The organism is Parabacteroides sp. AF18-52 (assembly GCF_003479145.1).
Lineage (GTDB): Bacteria > Bacteroidota > Bacteroidia > Bacteroidales > Tannerellaceae > Parabacteroides > Parabacteroides faecis.
In genome coordinates, this window is the sequence record NZ_QUGR01000006.1 from 238,176 (window position 1) to 258,688 (window position 20,513).

The window sequence follows — 20,513 nt, forward strand, 5'->3', positions numbered from 1 at the left end:
GTGCAATCAGGCAGAGATGAATATTTGCTTTGAAACGGATTATGCAGTATTAAAGATGGATTCTACAGGATTCTTAACGAGTATCTACAGTAAAGTCGATAATATAGAATATTTATCTGATAAGAAAAGTTCTCCTTTATTGGCTCTTTATGCCGGTAACGATCAGGTAATTTTGCCTGTTTCGGCTCGACAAATCGACGAAAAGTTGATGTTGACATATATAAATGGAGCTGAAGCTATTATAGAAGTAGGAGAAAAAGAAGAGTACTTGACGTTTAAACTTATATCACTGACTAATCGTGGTAAAACGGATCATGTAGTGTGGGGACCTTATTATACCACGATACGTGAATATATTGGAGATTTGTTGGGAGTGGTCAGTAATGAACGTTGTACGATCGGTATGGTAGCCTGCAATGACAATACGAATACCGGTCTTCCTACAGATGGAGATATGCACCAAATGTATTACAGAGTACATACATCAGATCCGATCAAATATCCTTTGCCGGATTCATTATATGAAGGGCAGCGATTGCGTATAGGTGGAGATGGCATTAGCGATGTTGCTTTTACGAATCGGAAAGAAGGTCATTTCTTTTTTAATAAAGGAAATGGGGCAGAGTATATACCGGAATATGGTTCTTACATTGTAATGAGTTCGCGTGATCGCCGTGCTACCCGTGATATATTTTTTACACTTATACCTGGTTTTGAAAATGTGAATGTACCTAAGCATCATCAGGTGGAGGCTGTAGATGAGGATGTTTTAGGATCATCGGTTGCATTTTTTGTTTGTCCTAAAGAACATACGTTAAAACTTTATGAAAAGGTCGTTTTGGAGGAAGGGTTACCTTATATTACTCAGCAAGGGAAATGGGTTCGTGATCCGAAAGCTGCTTGTGCCGATTTAGCATGGTGGGGACGGCATGATAGTTTGATCTCTTATGCAACTCAGCTGGGAGTACGCGCTGTACAGGATGAAGGTCTGGGAGAGTATTATGTCAACCCGGCAAATCGATGGGCGGATAAGATGATTTCTTATGGTGGAAAACAAATTTCTATCGCTGAGTTTACAAAAATGACGAACGAGGCTGGAATCGCTTATGGGTTACATACGTTGTGTGAATTTTTGCAACCACATTGCAGTGATGTCAGTCCCATTCCTAATGATAGCTTATGTGTGGTACTGAAAACAACGATCACTCACGATTTGAATGCTTCTCAAACGGATATTTGTGTGGCTGATACCAGTTGGTTAAATGAATGGGGAACTTGGCATTGCAATAAACTCAATGTTTTGAAATTAGGAAAAGAATTACTTACTTACGAAGGAGTTACAACAACCCAACCTTATACATTGAAAGGAGTGAAGCGTGGTGCTTACAACACCGTGGCTCAAACACATAAAGCGGGTGAGGTGTTAGCAAAATTACAGATGAACTGTTATAATGGTTTTGTTCCGGATATGAATCTGCAAGACGATTATGCCGATTATTATGCGCGGTTATTGGTTGACGGTGGCATGGATTATGTCGATTATGATGGGCAGGAAAGTTTCATGTATCAAGGACATGGCTATTATTCTATGAAACGATTCTATCGGAATTTGTTTGAGAAGTTTCATACATATGGCGGAAATGAACTTCGTGTGATGGGATCTGGTATCATGTATGGTAATTGGCTATATATGGGGAATGGAAATATTGGTGGAGGAAACAATATGTTTAACCCTGTAACCAATTCTTTCGGAATTCAGGGGAAAGATGAAAGGAACGGTAATGTTAATAATTTCATTTGTCCCACTTTCGGTATCCAAAATTTCCAATCGGAATGGGATGAACAAGTGATAGAGAATCTACAATCAAAGGCTGTTGCATGGAATGCTACTTATATGCTTGGTTTAAGTGAAAACGCTGTTGAAAAATGTTTGGATAAAAAGCGTGTGTTTAAGGCTTTTCGTGTGTGGGAAGACGCTCGGCGTGCCGACATTTTTTCTAAAGAATTGAAAGAAGAAATGAAAGCTCAAGAGAACCGGTACCATTTGGAACGTACCAATGATCATACGTGGACGCTATATACAGTGAATACTTCCGGTGAGCGTGTCGATCCGAGAACTCTTTCATCGGATATTGCGCTTAAATAGATCCTGAAATTTTTTGATGGTAGTTTCTTATAAATTAGACAATATGTTAAAACATAAATTATTACGTGCATGTGTGTTGCTGTGTTTGGCTCTGAATATCCAACAAGGAAAAGCACAAGAGACAAACGGATTGGAATATGGAGAGGCGATCCGAGGAATGAATCAAGATCCGAAGCAAAAAAGCATCGGGAGTAAACCTTATGAAATGGAAGGGCGTACAGAAGCCAGAGAGCCACTGTTTACTTTTGATGATTGTACGCAGTGGCAGGTTCGGGCAAATCAATCCGAAGTCACATTATATCGAACTAAAGAGCAACGGGTAATAGGTGATTACAGTGGAAAAGTTGTTTACAAGACTAAGCAGGCAAAAGCCGGATTTCGTGTAGAGCTCGTCAAACCGTACAAGTTTGAGAAAGAGTGGGATTGCATCAACTTTTGGAATTATGGAAACCATTGGTTATGGGAGAACAGCGGAGAAGCCATGACCCATTATGCCGTTATCCAGGATGCCAAAGGCCGGGAGATAACAATTCCGTTCATGCAAGAATGGTTATGGCGGAATATGAATTACAAGTATTGGTTTTTGAACCATATCAAATTGAATGATAGTATTGCCCGACCGATTACATTCATCGGATTGGAGTTTAAAGGGAATGGCACAAAACCGGATGTGGAGAACAATATTTTCTTGGGCCCTATCTATGGATATCAAGAAGTTTTGAAGCCGATGAAGTTTAAACCGTTCCCGGAGAGATTACCTTTTCCGCTTCGTGAAGAGACGATCTTACCGACGAATAAGACGACCGGATTTAGTAATCGTGTGGAGCAACAAGACGAGAAATTCCTTTTCTCATACGAAGGGAAAGATGCTAAGCTGATGTATCAAGTAGACCCGGCCTATCCGATAGGCGGCGTGACACTTTTGTGTGACGGGCAAGAGAAAAAGGTGAATGCCAACGCTAAGATCCTTTTTGAAAAACGAACAGAAGCAGAGTGGATAGTTATGGATAAGAGACTAGAAAACGATACTTTGTTCATTCGTTATAAAGCAGTAGGAAAGGGGTTGAGCCAACGCTTTGATTGTTCTTATACGATCAAGCAGAAATCTTTGATTTGGACGATTGAAGAAAAAGCAGCGGATGGGAAAGTGGAAGAGATCTGCTTAGGCACAACAGGTAACGTGTCGGATGGTAAATTGGTGGGGGTCCCTTTCTTGGTGTATAACCCTTTTGCCAATGATTCCTATACGGCTGATGCTCCCAGCATACTGTATGCTGACAATCTGTTCTATTTGACAATGTTTGATTGGTATTATACCAATGCTTCCATGTATTATGGTGGAGAACAGGGTATCAAAGAGGGTAAAGCCACTTACAATGGCGGAGTAAAATATTATCCGTTGAATAACAAAAAGCGTAATCCCTTACGTGAACGTCTTTTCATTAACGTATCACCTGATGTACACGAAGTATTCCCGACGATTGATAACCCGGCTTCTCCAATGCGTTCTAATCAGGTAGATCGTTTGTGGGCGATCAACGGTGGAAGTGATCTTCCTAAATTAGGAAAGTTCGTGACCGATTTACGTTCTAAAGGTGTAGAAAAAGTTAGTATTCGCTATCACGAAGATTTTTGGCGTGCCGATGGAGAAAGTTATACGTTTCGAACGATACCTAATCCTGATCTGGGAATAGAGCGCCTGAAAGAATATGTCCGTTTTGTACAAGGACAAGATTGGAGGATTGGTTTTTACTCAAATTACATGGATTTTGCCCCTGTAAATGCTCTGTGGAATGAAGATTGGGTACGTATTAGCCACAAAGATTATGGTTGGGGGCCTGCTTGGTGTAGATGCTATGCTAATAAAGTAACTATAGGTTGGGAACAACAGGCCATTTTGGCTCCACAAATACATAAGACATTTGGGACCAACTTCTCTTATTGCGATGTAGAGACTTGTATTTCTCCTATGGATCGGGTGGATTACGATTATCGTACTCCTGGAGCAGGAAAATTTCGTACTGTATTTGAATATATTGGTATGACTTTGATGAACGAACGCCGTGCCTACCAAGGTCCTGTTTATTCAGAAGGTGGTACACATTGGTTCTATGCAGGATTGTTAGATGGGAATTATTCACATATGAATCATAGTTTACCTATATTCCCTGATTTTCAATTATTGAAGATTAATCCGTTGGAAATGGACGGAATGTCTAATGTATCTAACGAGGCCTATGTTGCTTATGCCTACGCTTTCGGTAATATTGGTATTTTGTCAGAGGGATTCGATGCGGTTCGTAGATATGCTTTCTTGCAACCATTCCAAAATAGCTATTCGATGATTCCGGTGAAAAGTATCCGGTATTTTGATGGCAAATCTTATGTATCATCTTCAGATGCAATCAAAAAAGATTTATTAAAATCTCCTTGTATTCAGGTTGAATATAATAGTGGTTTAAAGATTTATGCCAACTTTTCCGATCAGCCGTGGGGAGTTAAAGAGAATGATTGCGACTATTCATTGCCTGAATATGGAACTTTGGCTGTTTTGCCTGGAAGTCGTTTGTTTTCTGTTTCTTCTACAAACCCAGCCTCATCAACGGGTAAATTACTTGACAAGGTTTATTCCGATCATTTATTTTATATCGATACGTATGGGGAAGTAGAAAAGGGAGAACTTGGTGGTAAGGGGTCTTATATGTTGAAGAAAGAAAAGTTTGGTTGGGAAATTATCCCTCTGAGAGATTTAGAGGAGGTTGATTTCAATTTGTCTCTACTTGGATTTTCAGCATTAGGTGTAGATATAGAAGCGGTGGATAAGGATGGAAATAGTATGACGGTGGTTAACAAAGCGCCTATAACCAACCAAGTTCATTTTGAACACAAACCGCACTATTACAAATATAAGATTTGCCCTGTCTCATCTGAAAACTGACTACTGTAGAAACAATAATAATCCATGGAATAGACAATTATTTGCTATTTTATGGCTTATCAGTAAGCATTATTTTTGTTTGTGAAAAATGAGTATAAATAGGAAAATCAGATAAATAAGCTGTAAACAATGAGATTGGGAAAAATTAGCAGTATTTGTGTAGTAGCATTTCTAATGCTATGCGCATGCAATCAATCATATGTCGATGAACTATCGACTCAGTATGCCACATTCAGTGTAGATGGAAAAGGGTTTATCCGTCAAGTGGCAGACAACCGAACCGGTGTGAACTACTTGGCAAAAGAGGGTTCCTCTCCTGTGTTGAGCCTCTATGACGGGAAAGAGTATATCCTGCCTACTGGCTTGAAAACCGAAGCAGATAAATGGATACTGACCTTTGCCAACCAATCGGAAGCGATCGTTTCCAAAGAGATAAAAGACGGATATATCCGTTTGTCATTGGTTTCGTTAAGTAATCGTGATCAGATTGAAGCTATTGCCTGGGGACCTTATGCAACCGATATATCTCAATATATAGGAGAAACGGTGGGAGTGGTACGCGATACCGTGTTTGCCGTTGGAGTACAGGCACTCGGTATCAACACGACAGAAGGACGACCTCATCTGGGCGATGATGCTACAGGCGGTTGTTACATCGATCCGCTGCCGGGACAAGAGGTGCCCGACGATTTGAAAGATAAGATCGGACAGCAAACGTACGACATCAATGTGAATGAAGAAGGAGATATGCCCGAATATGTACGTATGATCAGGGGGAATGCGGCTGTAGCACGTCCGTATGGTAGTGATATTCAATTTTTCGCACGTGATTGGCGAAAAGAAAAAGTGATAGATTATATAGGAAGAAGACAGACGGTGACGGCTTTGGATCAGGATTTCATAGGAAGTTCTATTGCCTTGTTTGCCGCACCCTCTTCGGAAGTGGTTGATGTCATAGGGAAGATCGAGGTGCAGGAAGGATTGCCACATCCGATGATGAACGGAGAGTGGATCAAAAAACGGAAACTCCGGAATCCGGCTTATATGTTATATGAGGGTCGTTCGTTGGATAATGCATTGAATTATGCCGATTCTTGTAACTTCAATTTGGTTCATATCGGGGACCTATTCAAAAGCTGGGGACATTTTGATTTACACACCTCTCGTTTTCCGGAGGGAGCAGAGCAAATTAAAGCTTTTACCGACAAAGCGAAAGCTCGTGGCATTGAAATCGGTGTACATACACTGACGATGTTTACTTCTACGCATGACCCGTATGTCTCTCCCGTGCCTAGTGATAGCCTGGCCATTTCAGGAAGTTCTGTTTTAACAAAAGAGATCAGTGCTACTGATAAGGATATAGAAATTGAATCACCGGAATTTTTTACCTATTTGGGTGAAACGCATTCGGCAAAGATTGGGACAGAGATTGTGTCGTATCGGGAGGTGACATCGGATAAACCTTATAAATTGTTGGATTGCACTCGCGGACAGTTCGGAACGAAACCAACGGCTCATAAAACGGGTGAAAAGATCGATAAGCTGCTGAATAATTGTTATAGCGGTCTTTTCCCGGATATTCATTTGAGTGATGTTTTTGCAAAACGTTTGGCTGAAGTGTGTAATGAAACGGGAGTCGGATTGATGGATTTCGACGGTTATTACGGTGGGTCACCTACGGGACATGGTTTATATGGGGCTTCCAGGTTCTTGAAACAATGGTTTGACGACCTGGATCAGAAAGGTATTATCTCTTGTGGCTCATCACCGTTCCATTATTGGTGGCATATCTATTCTTTCATGAACTGGGGAGAACCTTGGTACGACAATCTGCGTGAAAGCCAGGTCAATTACCGTTTGGAAAACCAGCGTTATTTCGAACGTAACCTGATGCCGGGCATGTTGGGTTGGTTTAAATTGGAACAGACTTATCGGCCGGAAGATATTGAATGGATCCAGGCACGTAGTGCCGCTTTTGATGCCGGCTATTTATTGCGTGTAGACGAAAGCATCGAACAGAGCGGATTTAAGAGCCGTCTTTTTGATGCCATCCGTGAGTGGCAGAAAGTGCGCAACAACCATTTGTTAACAGCTGCACAAAGAGAGAAGATGAAGAATCCTAAAAACGAATTCCATTTGGAAAAGGCGGGCGATAAGGCTTGGAACCTGTATGAAGTAACCTTGAAAGGGGATAATATCCACAAGTATCGTTCCGTACAAACGGGAGAACCTTTGTTAAGTAAATTTACTTTCGACAATCCGTATGAGAAACAACCGGTGCAATTCTATGCGGTGGTTAAAGCCGGTGAAGACGTATCTGCTCAAATAGCAAACATGCAAATACTGGTGGAAGGATGCGCTCCGATCCAAATACAGGAGCTGCTGAAAGCGGGAGATAAGCTGTATTGCGATGGCACGTCGGTCTATGTTTGCGATGCTTTCTGGCAACCGCGTAAGCGTTTTGATGTTTCTGAAACGACCTCTTGGAATAAAGGGAAAAACAATGTGACGGTACAATGCGACTTCTCTTCCCCCCAAGCCCCCTCTGTCGATGTGGAATTTAAGGCATTGGGAAATAAGGAAAGTATAAGGGAATAGATTTATCTCGAACGCATCCTTTACGGTGTAGCCAAAGCCATCACCGAGCATATCTCGCTGGGCGAAGGCTATCGGGATATAAAGAAAATCTACTCCATCAGCATCCTTTATTTCGACCTCGGCGTGGGCACAGATTATATCTACCACGGGCAGAACCATTTCACGGGTGTACATACCGGTGACCGCTTGCGAATCAATACTCGCGACCGTGATGCCGTTATCACCCGCCTGCCCGCAAATATCTTCCCCGAGTATATCCTGATTCGTGTAAACGAGTTCGATAAAGTAGCCATGACCCCTCTGGACGAATGGATCGAATATCTGAAAGACGGAACGATTCGTCCTGACACGACGGCACCGGGTCTTCGTGAAGCCCGGGAAAAACTGAAATATTACTCGATGTCTACAAGTGAGCGGCATGCATACGATGAACATCTGAATGTAATCATGATCCAGAACGATGTGCTCGACACCGCCAAATGGGAGGGGCGGATCGAAGGACTTGCAGAGGGAGAAGCCAAAGGCAAAGCAGAAGGGCTGGCAGAAGGACTTGCCGAAGGAAAGACCAGGTTACGACAAACAGCAGTTAACATGAAACATATGGGCATAAGTACAGCCGACATTGCCGAATGTACAGGGTTGCCGGTAGCGGAAATAGAGAAGCTATAGAAATTTGAACCCAAATAACAGGTTCTGTAGGGGCGGGGTTTGCCCGCCCTTTGCGACGATAATATAACAACCGGTGAAGATGGGCGGGCAGACCCCGCCCCTACGTTCACATCTGACAAGATATGCGCTATAATAGACAGGCCTTATTTCCCCTTCTCCTTCAACAATTGTTCCAGCAAGGCGGACTTTTCCTTTTCAACAGCCAGCATGCGTTCAAAAAGGTCGGTAGCCTGTTTGTTTAATTCCATGATTTTATCCAGAGGATTGTTGATCGTGTTTTCGTTGTTTTGATCATTCTGGATTATTCCTAAATTACCAATACTGCCATAACCTGTTTCAAAATTGTTATTCTCAATCACGATCGACAGCGGGTTCTCATCCAGTTCTTCAATGATCTTTGGGGAAACATGGAGGATATTCGCGATTTGGAGCAATGTGTCTTTTTCGATCACCCGTTGGCTTTCGATGCGTGAAACCTTTTGCTGCGTAGTACCGAGCTTTTCCGCCAATGAGCTTTGTTTGACACCCATTATATTACGTAATCTGCGGACGTTCGCACCCTGGTGAACGTTCTTTCTGGTTTTCTCTTCTGTTTCTCTTTCCATATCGAACTTAGTTTATTTGAGACAAATATAAGGACAAAACGATAAAGTCCTTGCTTGTCATATGGGAAATAACAATCTGCCTTGCTTTTTTCTTTTCCTGCATGCCAGGTAAAAAACTTAGTCGTTTATGTTTTTTACCTAGGCATGAATATTGGGGTATGGGAATATTCTGCCTTTCTTTGTAAGGAAGAAATAACAGGTTTTAGATTCATAAATGTAGATACAAATGAAAGAGGAGATAAGACTGGTAAACATTAAAAGAGGGTTAGAGCTTTCCATAAGCTCCCAACTATTCATATTTGGAAGAAGTATACGACTCATTCAAATATGTAGATGACTGTTCGGTTCGTGAGGATAGGGCAGTTTTTTAGTCTTGACATTGATTTTCTTGCTTATTCTGTTGTTTTTTTAATCATATCCGTTACCTTTGTCCTTGTAGGGAATGTTTTAGAAGCCATGGCGTTGACTTTCTTCTTTTATATTTTGACTTAAACTAAACTATTTATATTATGATGAATTTGTTAACTAGATTACGCGATTATGTAAAACATCTTTTTACCTACGACCCGAAGCTTAGCCTTGTAAGTAATCCGCTTCCTGACCCTGCCGCAACGTCGTCGAAGGAAGCTTGCGTTGTCCCTTCAACGCCCGATAAACAATCTCCCATGCCTGAACAAGCGCCCATGCCTGAACAACCTCCCGTATCTGAACAACAAAGCGCAGAGACACAGCCACAACCTGTATCCCCCAAAAAATATGTGACGGAGAAAGAGTTCCTGTCCGAATCATTTAAGAAGCTCACCCCGGAATATCTGTTTATCATAACGGAAATGCGCAATCTGCTTAACTCCGAGAGAAAGAAATTCGTATTTCATGCGTTGGCAACCCACATAAGTATCAGAAAGGTGGCAAAACATCTCAATATTACACAGCGTAAAGTAAAGATCATATTCCAGGATGCCCTGACGGATATCGGCATTCAGACCGGATTTGTCAGGAAATATCTGGATGAGGGCGTAGAGAAAGAAGAAGAAATCAGAGTACTGAAATCAAAGATAATATCGTTGAATACCAGAATAGAGAAATTGGAGAGTGCGCTAGCCTTGCGGATAAAGTTTTCCGGAGAGAAGATCTCTATAGAGGACCAGCGGCACTTACTGGATAAGCCGTTGACCGTACCTTTCGAGCTGGATAGAAGAACCGTCAATGCGTTAAGAGGCAATGATATAGAGACGCTCGAGGACTTGATGAAGTATGTTATAGAACACAAAGGTCTGGATAAGTTGAAAACATTGCATAACATGGGAGAGGTGTCGTTTAAGAGGCTGGAAAGCGAATTATTAAAAAAAGGCATACTGGATATCGACGGGAATTGCGAGCTTTTACGGTATGTGACGGTTACCGGGGAATAATTGTGTATTCTCTTGGCAGCGATTGTTAACTTTTTTCAGCCCTTTTCAACCATCTTCCCATTTGCTTTGTTATTGAATGACAATGTAATTACAGGTAAAAAACGCTAATAAAAACCTCTAACCTGGCCTTTGATAGATAAGCTAAATTTAAACTAAAAAAATTACAAGTAATGAGAAGATGTACTCTTGTTTTCCTGGCCGCCTTGTTGACGATGTCGATAAGTGCCGCCCCTGTCGATGTTGAACAGGCACGGAGCGTTGCGCTCAGTTTTTTGAAAAGCAATCATCTGCAGACCCGGTCTTCCGTTCCGGAACTGGCATTGGTCTGGTCGGATGCCGGGGCCGCCACCCGTTCGGGCAACCCTTCGCAGGATGCTACCTTTTATGTATTCAGCCAGACCGATGGTAACGGCTTTGTGGTCGTTGCCGGCGACGATCTGGCTTATCCTATTTTAGGATACGGCATGCAACAGTCTTTCCGGAAAGACTCTATGCCGGTGAATGTGCGCTCCTGGTTCGACGGCTACCGGCGTCAGATCGACTGGATGCGTGAGAATAAGTCGATGGCAGCCAAAGAGGTGACGGCTGCCTGGAGCCGGTTGAGGCAAGGCAATATGCAGTTGAAGTCCGGAGGCGTGCAGCTGACCACCGTGCTGTGGGACCAGATGACGCCTTACAACGATCTCTGTCCGATCGTGGATAACCAGCGTACGCCGACCGGCTGTGTGGCTACCTCGACAGCCATTGCCATGCAATATCATAAATGGCCGGACATAGGGACGGGAAGCCATTCCTATACCTCCCAGACATATAATTTGTCGTTATCCGCCACGTTCGATACGCCTTACCAGTGGGATAATATGCCGTCCACTTATACGGCGGGACAGTACACCAGCGCACAGGCTCAAAACGTAGCCACCCTGATGTACGACTGCGGTGTTTTCTCTGAAATGAATTATGCGCCGGGTAACAGCGGTGCCCTGACATTGACTGCCGCCCGGGGGCTTGTCAATTATATGAAATACGACAAATCCCTCCATGTCCTGCAACGCGATAATTATCAGAAAGACGAATGGGAAGCCATTATCAAAGGCGAACTTGACGACAACCGCCCTGTTGTCTATGGCGGCGAGAACGACCAGAAAGAAGGCCATCAGTTTATCATCGACGGCTATAATGATGCTGACTATTATCACGTGAACTGGGGTTGGAGCGGACTGGCGAACGGCTATTACCTCTTATCCGTCCTCGAACCCGAAGTGCAGGGGACCGGCGGGAACAGCGGAGGCGGTTTCTCGCTCGGACAGGATGCCATCATCAGCATGAGAAAACCGGTGGAAGGTTCCGCCTATCAGGACATGCTGGTATTTTTCTATGGTGAAAACGAAGGTACTGTCTTTGCCGGCCTGACTGCGACGACGGATGATTTTGAGCAGAACCAGCTTTTCGCTATCCAGTACGGTTATGTTGGTAATATGAGTATCCGTACGTTCTCGGGTAACCTGGTCGTTGCTCTTGTGGACAAGGACGGGAATACGAAAGAATTTATCTCCGGCGAAGAACCTGTCACCATCGAGATCGAACGCGGAGTAGCGCAGGAAGTGCCTTGTACGATCACTCAGACGATTGCTCCCGGCGACCGTATCCGCCTGCTTTACAAAAGCAGCGACGGTAGCGAATGGCAGTGGGTGAGAGGCAACGGCAATACGACCGGCGAGATCGTCGTGGCTGCCGACCCTTCTACTTCGACGGAGGATATAACCGCCGGAACCGGTGTTACTGTTTCTTATGATGCGGCGGGAACGGTTCAGGTAACTGCTCCTGTGGCTATTAAAGAGGTCGTTCTATACGATATGAACGGCCGCCTGATGAAAAGGCAACCGGCGGCAGGCAATACGCAGTTATCGCTTTCCTACGACAGCTATCCGGCCGGTATTTATGTGCTGGAGGTTGTGACTGCCGAAGGGAGAAGCAATCATAAGCTGATAAGGAAATAACCGGATTTTTTTGTAGATAACCATTTCGTCTGCTCCGACGAAATGGTTATTACTTGTTTGGTTTATTGACAGATTAGGATAGTTTCTTCGTATCTTTTGTTTCTATCTTTTTAATGCTTTCTGCGACAGGCAAATCTTCAGGCATTGTACCGCCTAATTCTTCAATTGTTTTACGAACTTTAGCTCCTACATTGTAGTGTGTCTGGTTGGCTTTTGCCTTACCTTGAATATTTTCCCTACGTAACTTATCTTCTGTTTGTGTGGCACGGAACAGATTGGCAGCCAATTCTGTACTACCCATGTGGTCAAGTATTTTCTGGCTTTTCTTTAATCCTTTATGGGTGTGGATATCTTTTGCATTCATACCACCGTATAACCCCATATATCCGTGATTCTGGAAGATAGCATAGTCTTTGGGTTCAATAACTCCGGCACATTTGGCAGCATCAGCAAGTTGAATATTATGTCGGCTTAACTCTTCTCTGAGAAATAATCGCTTTGAATTTTCTGTATTCAGGCGGTTATATTCGTCCATCTGTTTGATTTCTGCAATACGGGTCTGTACGGCAAAATAGGTTTGCCCATTAGCAACAACCCCCTTGCTGGGATCTGCATTTTGGACGATAAGATAACAAGCGTAGCGGGAAAGTTTGACTGAATCTATCTCTCTTTTACCTCCTTTTCCTATTTCGATCATTTCGTTGAAGCCAACGAAATGATCGAGAACTACCTGATGGCTGTTTTCGCAGGCTTCTTGCGCTTTTTCAATTACTTTTTCGAAATTACGGTAATCCGTATACTCCAATGCTCTGGCTAGTTCCCGGGCAGACCAGTATTCGGCCCCATTTTCATCTGTTCTTTTGATTTGTTCAAAGATACTCTTGTTTACTTTTTTCATGTTACGGTTTGTTTCCATGTTCTTATAGTTTAAGATTGTTTATAGTGCTTACAAAGGTAGGATAAATAAGGGATATATAAAATGGAAGCAGGCTGAATTAACCAATAAAATAATTCAGCCTGCTTTAATATTTCCATTCGATCATCTCGTTGAAGCCAACGATATGATCCTTTATTTCTTCAGCAGCGGCCAGTTCGGGTCTTCGATATGTTCACGGACCATGATCTCTTTCAGTTCGGCCACTTTATCCGGATATTTGTCCAGGATATTATGTTTTTCCGAAGGATCGGCTGCCAGGTTATACAGTTCATAATACGGTTTGTCGCCGCGGATATTCATATGGACCAGTTTCCATGGGCCTTGGCGGACAGCCTGGCGGCCATTCATTTCCTGAAATTCGAAATACAGGAATTCATGCTCCTTCTGTCCTTTGCGGTTTTGCAACAGCGGCAACATACTTACGCCGTCCATCTCTTTCTGTTTCGCCTTCGGATGGATGATCTCTTCGAACGTAGGCAATACATCCCAGAATGAACACATGAAGTTCGTTTCCGTTCCCGGCTGTATATGTCCCGGCCATGAAATGATCATCGGTACACGGATACCGCCTTCGTATAAGTCGCGTTTGTAACCCCGGTATATGCCGTTGCTGTTGAAGAAATCAGGATCGGCACCCCCTTCCATATGCGGGCCGTTGTCGCTGGCAAAAATGATGATCGTATTGTCGTATAGACCTTTATCTTTCAGTTTCTGGATAATCTGTCCGACATATACATCCAGGCGGTAGATCATGGCAGCAAACGTGGCATGCGGATAAAGCTGCGTGCAGTAACCGCCTTTACGGAAAGCCGGATTTCCCGGTTCTGTTCCCTTATATGCCTTTTCCGGATACATACCCCGGAATTTCTTGATGATGCTGTCTTCCGGAACGATCAGTTCGGCGTGTGGTAAGATGGTCGGATACCACATGAAGAAAGGTTCGTCTTCCTTGATATTATCCAGGTAATCGAGTGCTTTGGAGTGGATCAGGTCTTGTGAGTAAGTACCTGTCCCGTATTGAACGTCCACTACGTTGTCTTTCAGTTCCACCCGTTGGTCATTATCCCATAGATGGTCGGGGTAATAACTGTGGGCCAGCAGCTGGCAGTTATATCCGAAGAATGTCTTACATCCCTGATTCCTGGGGTCGCCGGAAGTACCGATGTAACCTAATCCCCATTTACCGAATGCCGAAGTCTTATATCCTGCGTCCTGCATGACATGGAAAATGGTCCGTGCATCTTCCGGTAATGGAAATTGCCCTTCCGGATCTAATTCCTTGTTTCCACGGATGGGAGTATGGCCGCTGTGTGTACCTGTCAGCAGGCAGGAGCGGGAAGGCGCACTGACGGTGGTTCCCGAATAGCACTGGGTGAAACGCATGCCGTTTTGGGCCAGTTGGTCGATGTTGGGAGTTTCGAATTTTTCCTGTCCGTAGCAACTCAGGTCGCCGTATCCCAGGTCATCCGCCAGGATGAATACCACATTCGGTTTTTTGTCTTTGTTTTTCTGTGCATGCACAAAAGGAACGGCTGCAATCAGGCCGGAAGCGAGTAAAATAGTTTTTTTCATGATTCTAAGATGTTTCTTGTCAGACATGTCGGCAAAGTTATATTTTTTTTTATTGTACCTTTGTACGGTCTAACTAAAATGATAAAAAATTATATCCCGTGGCTAAGATAGTTGAAACCCCATTGATGAAGCAGTATTTCGATATTAAGGCGAAACATCCGGATGCTGTCCTTTTATTCCGTGTAGGAGACTTTTACGAAATGTATGGCGAAGATGCCGTGGTCGGTGCCGAAATACTGGGAATCGTACAGACTAAAAAAGCCAACGGACCGGGACAATTTATCGAAATGGCGGGTTTCCCGCATCATGCGCTCGATACCTATCTGCCGAAACTGGTCCGTGCCGGTAAACGTGTTGCAATCTGCGATCAGCTGGAAGACCCGAAGATGACCAAGAAACTGGTGAAACGAGGGGTTACGGAGTTGGTTACCCCGGGAGTTTCTATCAATGACAATATTCTGAACCATAAGGAAAACAACTTCCTTGCTGCCGTTCATTTCGCTAAAGATGTTTGCGGCGTCGCTTTCCTGGATATTTCGACCGGTGAGTTCCTGACAGCCGAGGGAACGATCGATTATATCGACAAACTGCTTAATAATTTCTCTCCGAAAGAGGTTCTTGTCGAGCGTAACAACCGTAAGAAATTCGAGGAAGTGTTCGGTCCCCGTTTCTTCACTTTCGAGATGGAGGACTGGGTATTTTCCGCCGATGCTGCCAACGACCGCCTGCTGAAACATTTCGAGACGAAGAACCTGAAAGGCTTCGGGGTGGAACATCTGAAACTGGGGGTTGTCGCTTCGGGAGCGATCCTCTATTATCTGGATCAGACACAACATACGCATATTTCGCATATTACAGCGCTTTCACGTATCGAGGAAGACCGTTATGTGCGTCTCGATAAATTTACGGTACGCAGCCTGGAACTGGTCGGTACGATGAATGATGAGGGAACCAGCCTGCTGGATGTGATAGACAAGACGGTTTCCCCGATGGGATCGCGTATGTTGCGTCGCTGGGTGCTGTTCCCCCTGAAAGATGTCAAACCGATCCGGGACCGTCAGAATGTGGTGGATTATTTCTTCCGTCATCCGGAGGTAAAGGATATACTGGATGAACAGATCGAGCAGATCGGCGACCTGGAACGTATTATTTCAAAAGTGGCTGTAGGCCGCGTTTCCCCTCGTGAAGTGGTGCAGCTGAAAGTTGCTCTCCGGGCGATCGAACCGATCAAAGAGGCTTGTATGGCAAGTGATGAGCCGAGCCTTTCCCGTATCGGCGAACAGTTGAATGCTTGTTCCGAGATACGCGACCGGATAGAAAAGGAGATCAATAACGATCCGCCGTCTTTGCTGAATAAAGGCGGTGTCATAGCCAAAGGGGTCAATGCGGAGCTGGATGAGTTGCGTGCCATTGCTTATTCCGGCAAGGATTACCTGATTCAGGTACAACAGCGGGAAAGTGAAAAGACCGGCATCCCGAGCCTGAAGATTGCCTTTAACAACGTATTCGGTTATTATATCGAAGTGCGTAATGCGCATAAGGACAAAGTACCTGCCGAATGGATACGCAAGCAGACATTGGTGAATGCCGAACGTTATATTACAGAAGAACTGAAAGAGTACGAAGAAAAGATATTGGGCGCTGAGGAAAAGATATTATCCCTCGAAGGCCGCCTGTTTACCGAGCTGGTGACTTGTCTGGCGGAGTTTATACCCCCTATTCAGGTGGATGCGAATCTGATCGGTCGTCTGGATTGCCTGTTGTCGTTTGCCAAAGTGGCGGAAAGTAATCGGTATATCCGTCCGAACGTGGATGATTCGGATGTGATCGATATAAAGTCGGGCCGTCATCCGGTGATCGAGAAACAGCTGCCGCTCGGCGAGGCCTATATTGCCAACGATGTCTATCTGGATAGCGAACAGCAACAAATCATCATTATCACTGGTCCGAATATGGCGGGTAAGTCGGCGTTGCTGCGTCAGACGGCATTGATCACGCTGATGGCACAGATCGGTTGTTTCGTCCCTGCCGAGTCTGCCCGTATCGGTATGGTAGATAAGATATTTACCCGTGTGGGGGCTTCCGATAATATCTCTGTCGGTGAGTCTACCTTTATGGTGGAGATGAACGAGGCGTCGAATATCCTGAACAATATGTCTTCACGCAGCCTGGTTCTTTTCGATGAGCTGGGACGGGGAACAAGTACCTACGACGGTATCTCGATTGCCTGGGCGATCGTTGAGTATATCCATGAGCATCCGGATGCCCGTGCCAAGACGCTTTTTGCCACTCATTACCATGAACTGAACGAGATGGAACGTTCTTTCAAACGGATAAAGAATTATAATGTCTCGGTGAAAGAAGTCTCCAATAAGGTGATCTTCCTGCGTAAGCTGATTCCCGGTGGTAGCGAGCATAGTTTCGGTATCCATGTGGCGAAGATGGCGGGTATGCCTAAAAGTATCGTGAAACGTTCCAGTGAAATCCTGAAACAACTGGAAACGGATAATCGGCAGGAGAGTATCGATTGCAAAGAGAAAGCAAAAGGCAAAGGTAAGGTAAAAGCGAAGCCGGTCAGGGAAATTGCTTCTGCTGCCGAAGGTTATCAACTCAGCTTCTTCCAACTGGACGATCCTGTTTTAAGCCAGGTTCGAGATGAGATCAAGAATCTCGATGTCAACAACCTTACTCCGATCGAAGCCCTTAACAAATTAAGTGAGATACGGAAAATTATTACAGGGAAATAAGGGAGATTCAGGTATAACGAAGTAGTACCATAGTGGTTACATACTGATTTTATTACAAAATATTGCTTGAGTCAAATTGTCAAAATGCTACTTTAAGTAGTTTCTGAAGAGGCTGTATGAACAGTGGACAGTTGTGACTATTTTTACGCAAACGTAGCAAAGTTCCATATTGTCATATTGGATGCAATAGCATGGTTGATCATTCCAAATTGCACCCCAAAAACAGATAATACGGAGTTTTTTTCTTTGATAAAAGATATTATTGAGAATTATGTCGCTGCTATCGTAGCTCTGGTTTGAGAGCTTCCAGAGCAAGAAATAGCTATAAAACATAGAATTTGAGGATAAAAAAAGAACCAAACAGAGGCGTATTAACGTATATTTACACTGTTTTTGGTTTAAAATAAACCTTCATTCCGTTTAAAACAAAAAAATATTCGTTTTAAACGAAGTGGAAATTTGTTTAAGACAAACTGGAAGTAGGAAGTAAGATGTTTAAATTGTTAATTATTGTGATAATAAGATTCCTGGAAGTTACCTTTCGGCAGATTGTTGAGTTGTCAGATTAAGATATTGTCTTACATATTGAAACCTAAAATTTGTTTTTTAAATCATTATGTCTTCAGATAATAATCACATTGTTAATTCATCTCATTCTTCTTTCAGTTAGCTTTGAAAGATAAGTTATAAAGACAACCTGGAGACTGAAATGTGATGTTTGAAAAGAATTAAAAAGGCTTGTCTGGAAAAAAATAGCTAAAACTGCATTCGAATACTTTCGCTATTTCATTCAAATGATTTATATTATATTTTGCCCTTTTGTGGGGGCTTTCACAATCACGGATAAAACCTTGGCTAAGGTTAATGTTATCAGCAAATTCTCTTTGTGACATTCCTTTCTCAATTCGTAGTTGTTTTACTCTCTGTATTACAAAGTCTTCTATTTCCGTCATCTTCTTTTTTTGTTAAAGAAAGATTTCTTTTAGAGAATAGCTGAGCGTATATGTATTCTTATTATCTTTGTGCGTATAAAAACGAAGGTTCTTCTTTGGGAATTTTATTGAATAAATAATATATGTTAATATAATAAATAGAATTCAAATATAAATGTTTATTTTGTGAATGGGAAACGACTATTGTGTAATTCTAATTCCGATAAGTATGCATAAAGTAAGAAAAGAAATAGTATTGCCTTTACATGTTAAATATTTAATCTAGTATATATTGAATGCCTCTATAACAGATGAAAAACTGATTGCTGCAATCGGAAAAGATGATTACAGTAGTTACAATAAGCTGTTTGTCCGTTACTACAGCCGCCTGTGCTGTTATGCGTACCGTCTGTTGGAGGATAAAGAGGATGCCGAAGATGTTGTGCAGGAGCTGTTTCTTACGCTTTGGAATAACCGGAAGAAGATTGTGGTCGGGGAGAATGTTTCCGGCTACTTGTATAAGATGGCGAGAAATCTGGCACTGAACCATATCCGTACGCAAACAAATTACAGAACACTTTTGGAAAATCGGGAAGAACAGCTTCCCTATTATGAGGAAAATCCGCTCGAGTCTGAAGAATTCCGCATGGCTCTTTACGATTGTATCAACCTGCTGCCCGGCAGGTGTAAAGAGGTATTACTCCTCCACCGTGTAAAAGGACTGAAACAGAAAGAGATTGCCGACCAGTTATCCATCTCTGTCAAGACAATTAAAAATCAGATATGGGTATCCCTTCAGAGACTGAAAAAGTGTCTGGAAGTAAAGGGTGCATAATTTTTTTTAGGTCCGTATAGGACCTTTGTTGTTTTGTGGTGTCTTACTTATAAAAGGAATATTTATGGAGAGAAAAGGACTCATAAGCGATCATATAGTAGACTACCTGCTCAGTGGTGGGAAAGAGATCACCGACCCGGTGCTGCAGGAATGGCTGGACCGGAATGAGTCGAACCGGCAGGAACTGGACCGGTATCGCAGGATCTGGGAGGAATCCGGACATTATATGGATATCGGCCTGTTCGATACGGATCGCGCCTGGGAGAAGATCGATACGGTCAACCGGCAGAAGAATATCTTCCGGAAACATCTGAATAATATGTATTATACTTTATCGGGTATCGCAGCATCTGTCTTATTAATGGTCGTCCTTTCCTTGAGTGGAGTGTTTGAAGAGGAACAGGATATCTCGGTCAGCCTGACGGCCGATTACGGGAACCGTTCGGAAATAGCCTTACCCGACGGCTCGATCGTTAAGTTGAATTCGGGGTCAGATATTACCTATGTATATAATTCGAAAAAGAAAGTCCGGGAGGTCCGTTTCCAGGGAGAAGGATTCTTTGACGTATCGAAAAGTAAAACCCCGTTCGTCGTGAAAATGGCAAACGGAGTGGAGGTAAGGGTGTTGGGTACGACCTTTAACCTGAAGGCTTATGCCGACGATCCGACCGTACAGGCATCTTTGGTGGAAGGGCATATCGAACTGGGAGATCACACTAACAAACTGAATATGAAGGCCGGCGAAATGGTGGAATTCGACAAACGGACCAACAAGCTGAAACAGCTGGATGGTGATTTGTCTCATGCCTACGGATGGTTGAATAATAAGCTCTATATGGATAATATGTCGTTAGGGGATGTCTGTAAATATCTCGAAAGATGGTATAATGTCAATATCACTATTCAGAAGAATCTGGGAGAAAAAATACATTACAATGGCGTTATCCAGGAAGAAACTATAACGGAAGTACTGGAGGCTTTGTCCCATTTAAGTAATATTGCCTATCACGTGAAGGGAAAAAATATAAGTATAACCTCTAAATAATTTGCCTATGAAGAAACTATCATAAAACACAAAAACGGGAAATGCAGCAACACTTCCCGTCCTATTTTTTGATCATTAAT

Annotated in this window: 12 protein-coding genes and 1 pseudogene; 9 read left to right on the top strand and 4 right to left on the bottom strand. The window is 43.3% G+C overall.

The window, feature by feature from the left end:
* Positions 1-16 precede the first annotated feature (16 nt).
* The 4 genes and pseudogenes from DWX23_RS12485 to DWX23_RS12495 all read left to right on the top strand — a co-directional run.
* Positions 17-2,146, top strand: a complete 2,130-nt coding sequence (locus tag DWX23_RS12485) for a hypothetical protein (RefSeq protein ID WP_147382536.1) — start codon at positions 17-19, stop codon at positions 2,144-2,146.
* A 43-nt stretch (positions 2,147-2,189) separates the two neighbouring features.
* Positions 2,190-5,084: a hypothetical protein gene (locus DWX23_RS12490; protein ID WP_147382537.1), complete on the top strand. Its 2,895-nt coding sequence runs from the start codon at positions 2,190-2,192 to the stop codon at positions 5,082-5,084.
* A 129-nt stretch (positions 5,085-5,213) separates the two neighbouring features.
* Positions 5,214-7,682, top strand: a complete 2,469-nt coding sequence (locus DWX23_RS24980; RefSeq protein ID WP_199673277.1) for a hypothetical protein — start codon at positions 5,214-5,216, stop codon at positions 7,680-7,682.
* 3 nt (positions 7,683-7,685) lie between these two features.
* Positions 7,686-8,351 (top strand): annotated as a pseudogene (locus DWX23_RS12495) (hypothetical protein); the annotation flags it as partial.
* A 143-nt stretch (positions 8,352-8,494) separates the two neighbouring features.
* Here DWX23_RS12495 and DWX23_RS12500 read toward each other — a convergent pair.
* Positions 8,495-8,956: a helix-turn-helix domain-containing protein gene (locus DWX23_RS12500; RefSeq protein ID WP_122374737.1), complete on the bottom strand. Its 462-nt coding sequence runs from the start codon at positions 8,954-8,956 to the stop codon at positions 8,495-8,497.
* 509 nt (positions 8,957-9,465) lie between these two features.
* Between DWX23_RS12500 and DWX23_RS12505 the strand changes: the two genes are divergently transcribed.
* Both DWX23_RS12505 and DWX23_RS12510 read left to right on the top strand, forming a co-directional pair.
* Positions 9,466-10,368: a hypothetical protein gene (locus tag DWX23_RS12505; RefSeq protein WP_122374738.1), complete on the top strand. Its 903-nt coding sequence runs from the start codon at positions 9,466-9,468 to the stop codon at positions 10,366-10,368.
* Between the two features lie 170 nt (positions 10,369-10,538).
* On the top strand, positions 10,539-12,365 hold the full coding sequence (locus tag DWX23_RS12510) for a thiol protease/hemagglutinin PrtT (protein ID WP_122374739.1): 1,827 nt from the start codon (positions 10,539-10,541) through the stop codon (positions 12,363-12,365).
* 73 nt (positions 12,366-12,438) lie between these two features.
* Here DWX23_RS12510 and dinD read toward each other — a convergent pair whose 3' ends face one another.
* A complete protein-coding gene (gene dinD / locus DWX23_RS12515) occupies positions 12,439-13,263 on the bottom strand; it encodes a DNA damage-inducible protein D (protein ID WP_122374776.1) in 825 nt (274 codons plus the stop codon).
* A 171-nt stretch (positions 13,264-13,434) separates the two neighbouring features.
* On the bottom strand, positions 13,435-14,874 hold the full coding sequence (locus DWX23_RS12520; RefSeq protein ID WP_122374777.1) for an arylsulfatase: 1,440 nt from the start codon (positions 14,872-14,874) through the stop codon (positions 13,435-13,437).
* Positions 14,875-14,999: 125 nt separating this feature from the next.
* Between DWX23_RS12520 and mutS the strand changes: the two genes are divergently transcribed.
* Complete coding sequence (gene mutS / locus DWX23_RS12525) at positions 15,000-17,621, top strand: DNA mismatch repair protein MutS (protein WP_233587599.1); 2,622 nt, start codon at positions 15,000-15,002, stop codon at positions 17,619-17,621.
* A 728-nt stretch (positions 17,622-18,349) separates the two neighbouring features.
* Here mutS and DWX23_RS12530 read toward each other — a convergent pair.
* Positions 18,350-18,574, bottom strand: coding sequence for a helix-turn-helix domain-containing protein (locus DWX23_RS12530; protein WP_122374741.1), 225 nt, complete (start codon positions 18,572-18,574; stop codon positions 18,350-18,352).
* Between the two features lie 271 nt (positions 18,575-18,845).
* Between DWX23_RS12530 and DWX23_RS12535 the strand changes: the two genes are divergently transcribed.
* Both DWX23_RS12535 and DWX23_RS12540 read left to right on the top strand, forming a co-directional pair.
* Complete coding sequence (locus DWX23_RS12535; RefSeq protein ID WP_221267776.1) at positions 18,846-19,388, top strand: RNA polymerase sigma factor; 543 nt, start codon at positions 18,846-18,848, stop codon at positions 19,386-19,388.
* A 64-nt stretch (positions 19,389-19,452) separates the two neighbouring features.
* Positions 19,453-20,433, top strand: a complete 981-nt coding sequence (locus tag DWX23_RS12540; protein ID WP_122374742.1) for a FecR family protein — start codon at positions 19,453-19,455, stop codon at positions 20,431-20,433.
* The last annotated feature ends 80 nt before the right edge of the window (positions 20,434-20,513 follow it).

Excerpts from the sequence above, each read along its gene's own strand:
- DWX23_RS12485 (WP_147382536.1), top strand. The coding sequence starts at position 17 with ATGAATATTTGCTTTGAAACGGATTATGCAGTATTAAAGATGGATTCT.
- DWX23_RS12490 (WP_147382537.1), top strand. The coding sequence starts at position 2,190 with ATGTTAAAACATAAATTATTACGTGCATGTGTGTTGCTGTGTTTGGCT.
- DWX23_RS24980 (WP_199673277.1), top strand. The coding sequence starts at position 5,214 with ATGAGATTGGGAAAAATTAGCAGTATTTGTGTAGTAGCATTTCTAATG.
- DWX23_RS12500 (WP_122374737.1), bottom strand. The coding sequence starts at position 8,956 with ATGGAAAGAGAAACAGAAGAGAAAACCAGAAAGAACGTTCACCAGGGT.
- DWX23_RS12505 (WP_122374738.1), top strand. The coding sequence starts at position 9,466 with ATGATGAATTTGTTAACTAGATTACGCGATTATGTAAAACATCTTTTT.
- DWX23_RS12510 (WP_122374739.1), top strand. The coding sequence starts at position 10,539 with ATGAGAAGATGTACTCTTGTTTTCCTGGCCGCCTTGTTGACGATGTCG.
- dinD (WP_122374776.1), bottom strand. The coding sequence starts at position 13,263 with ATGAAAAAAGTAAACAAGAGTATCTTTGAACAAATCAAAAGAACAGAT.
- DWX23_RS12520 (WP_122374777.1), bottom strand. The coding sequence starts at position 14,874 with ATGAAAAAAACTATTTTACTCGCTTCCGGCCTGATTGCAGCCGTTCCT.
- mutS (WP_233587599.1), top strand. The coding sequence starts at position 15,000 with ATGAAGCAGTATTTCGATATTAAGGCGAAACATCCGGATGCTGTCCTT.
- DWX23_RS12530 (WP_122374741.1), bottom strand. The coding sequence starts at position 18,574 with ATGACGGAAATAGAAGACTTTGTAATACAGAGAGTAAAACAACTACGA.
- DWX23_RS12540 (WP_122374742.1), top strand. The coding sequence starts at position 19,453 with ATGGAGAGAAAAGGACTCATAAGCGATCATATAGTAGACTACCTGCTC.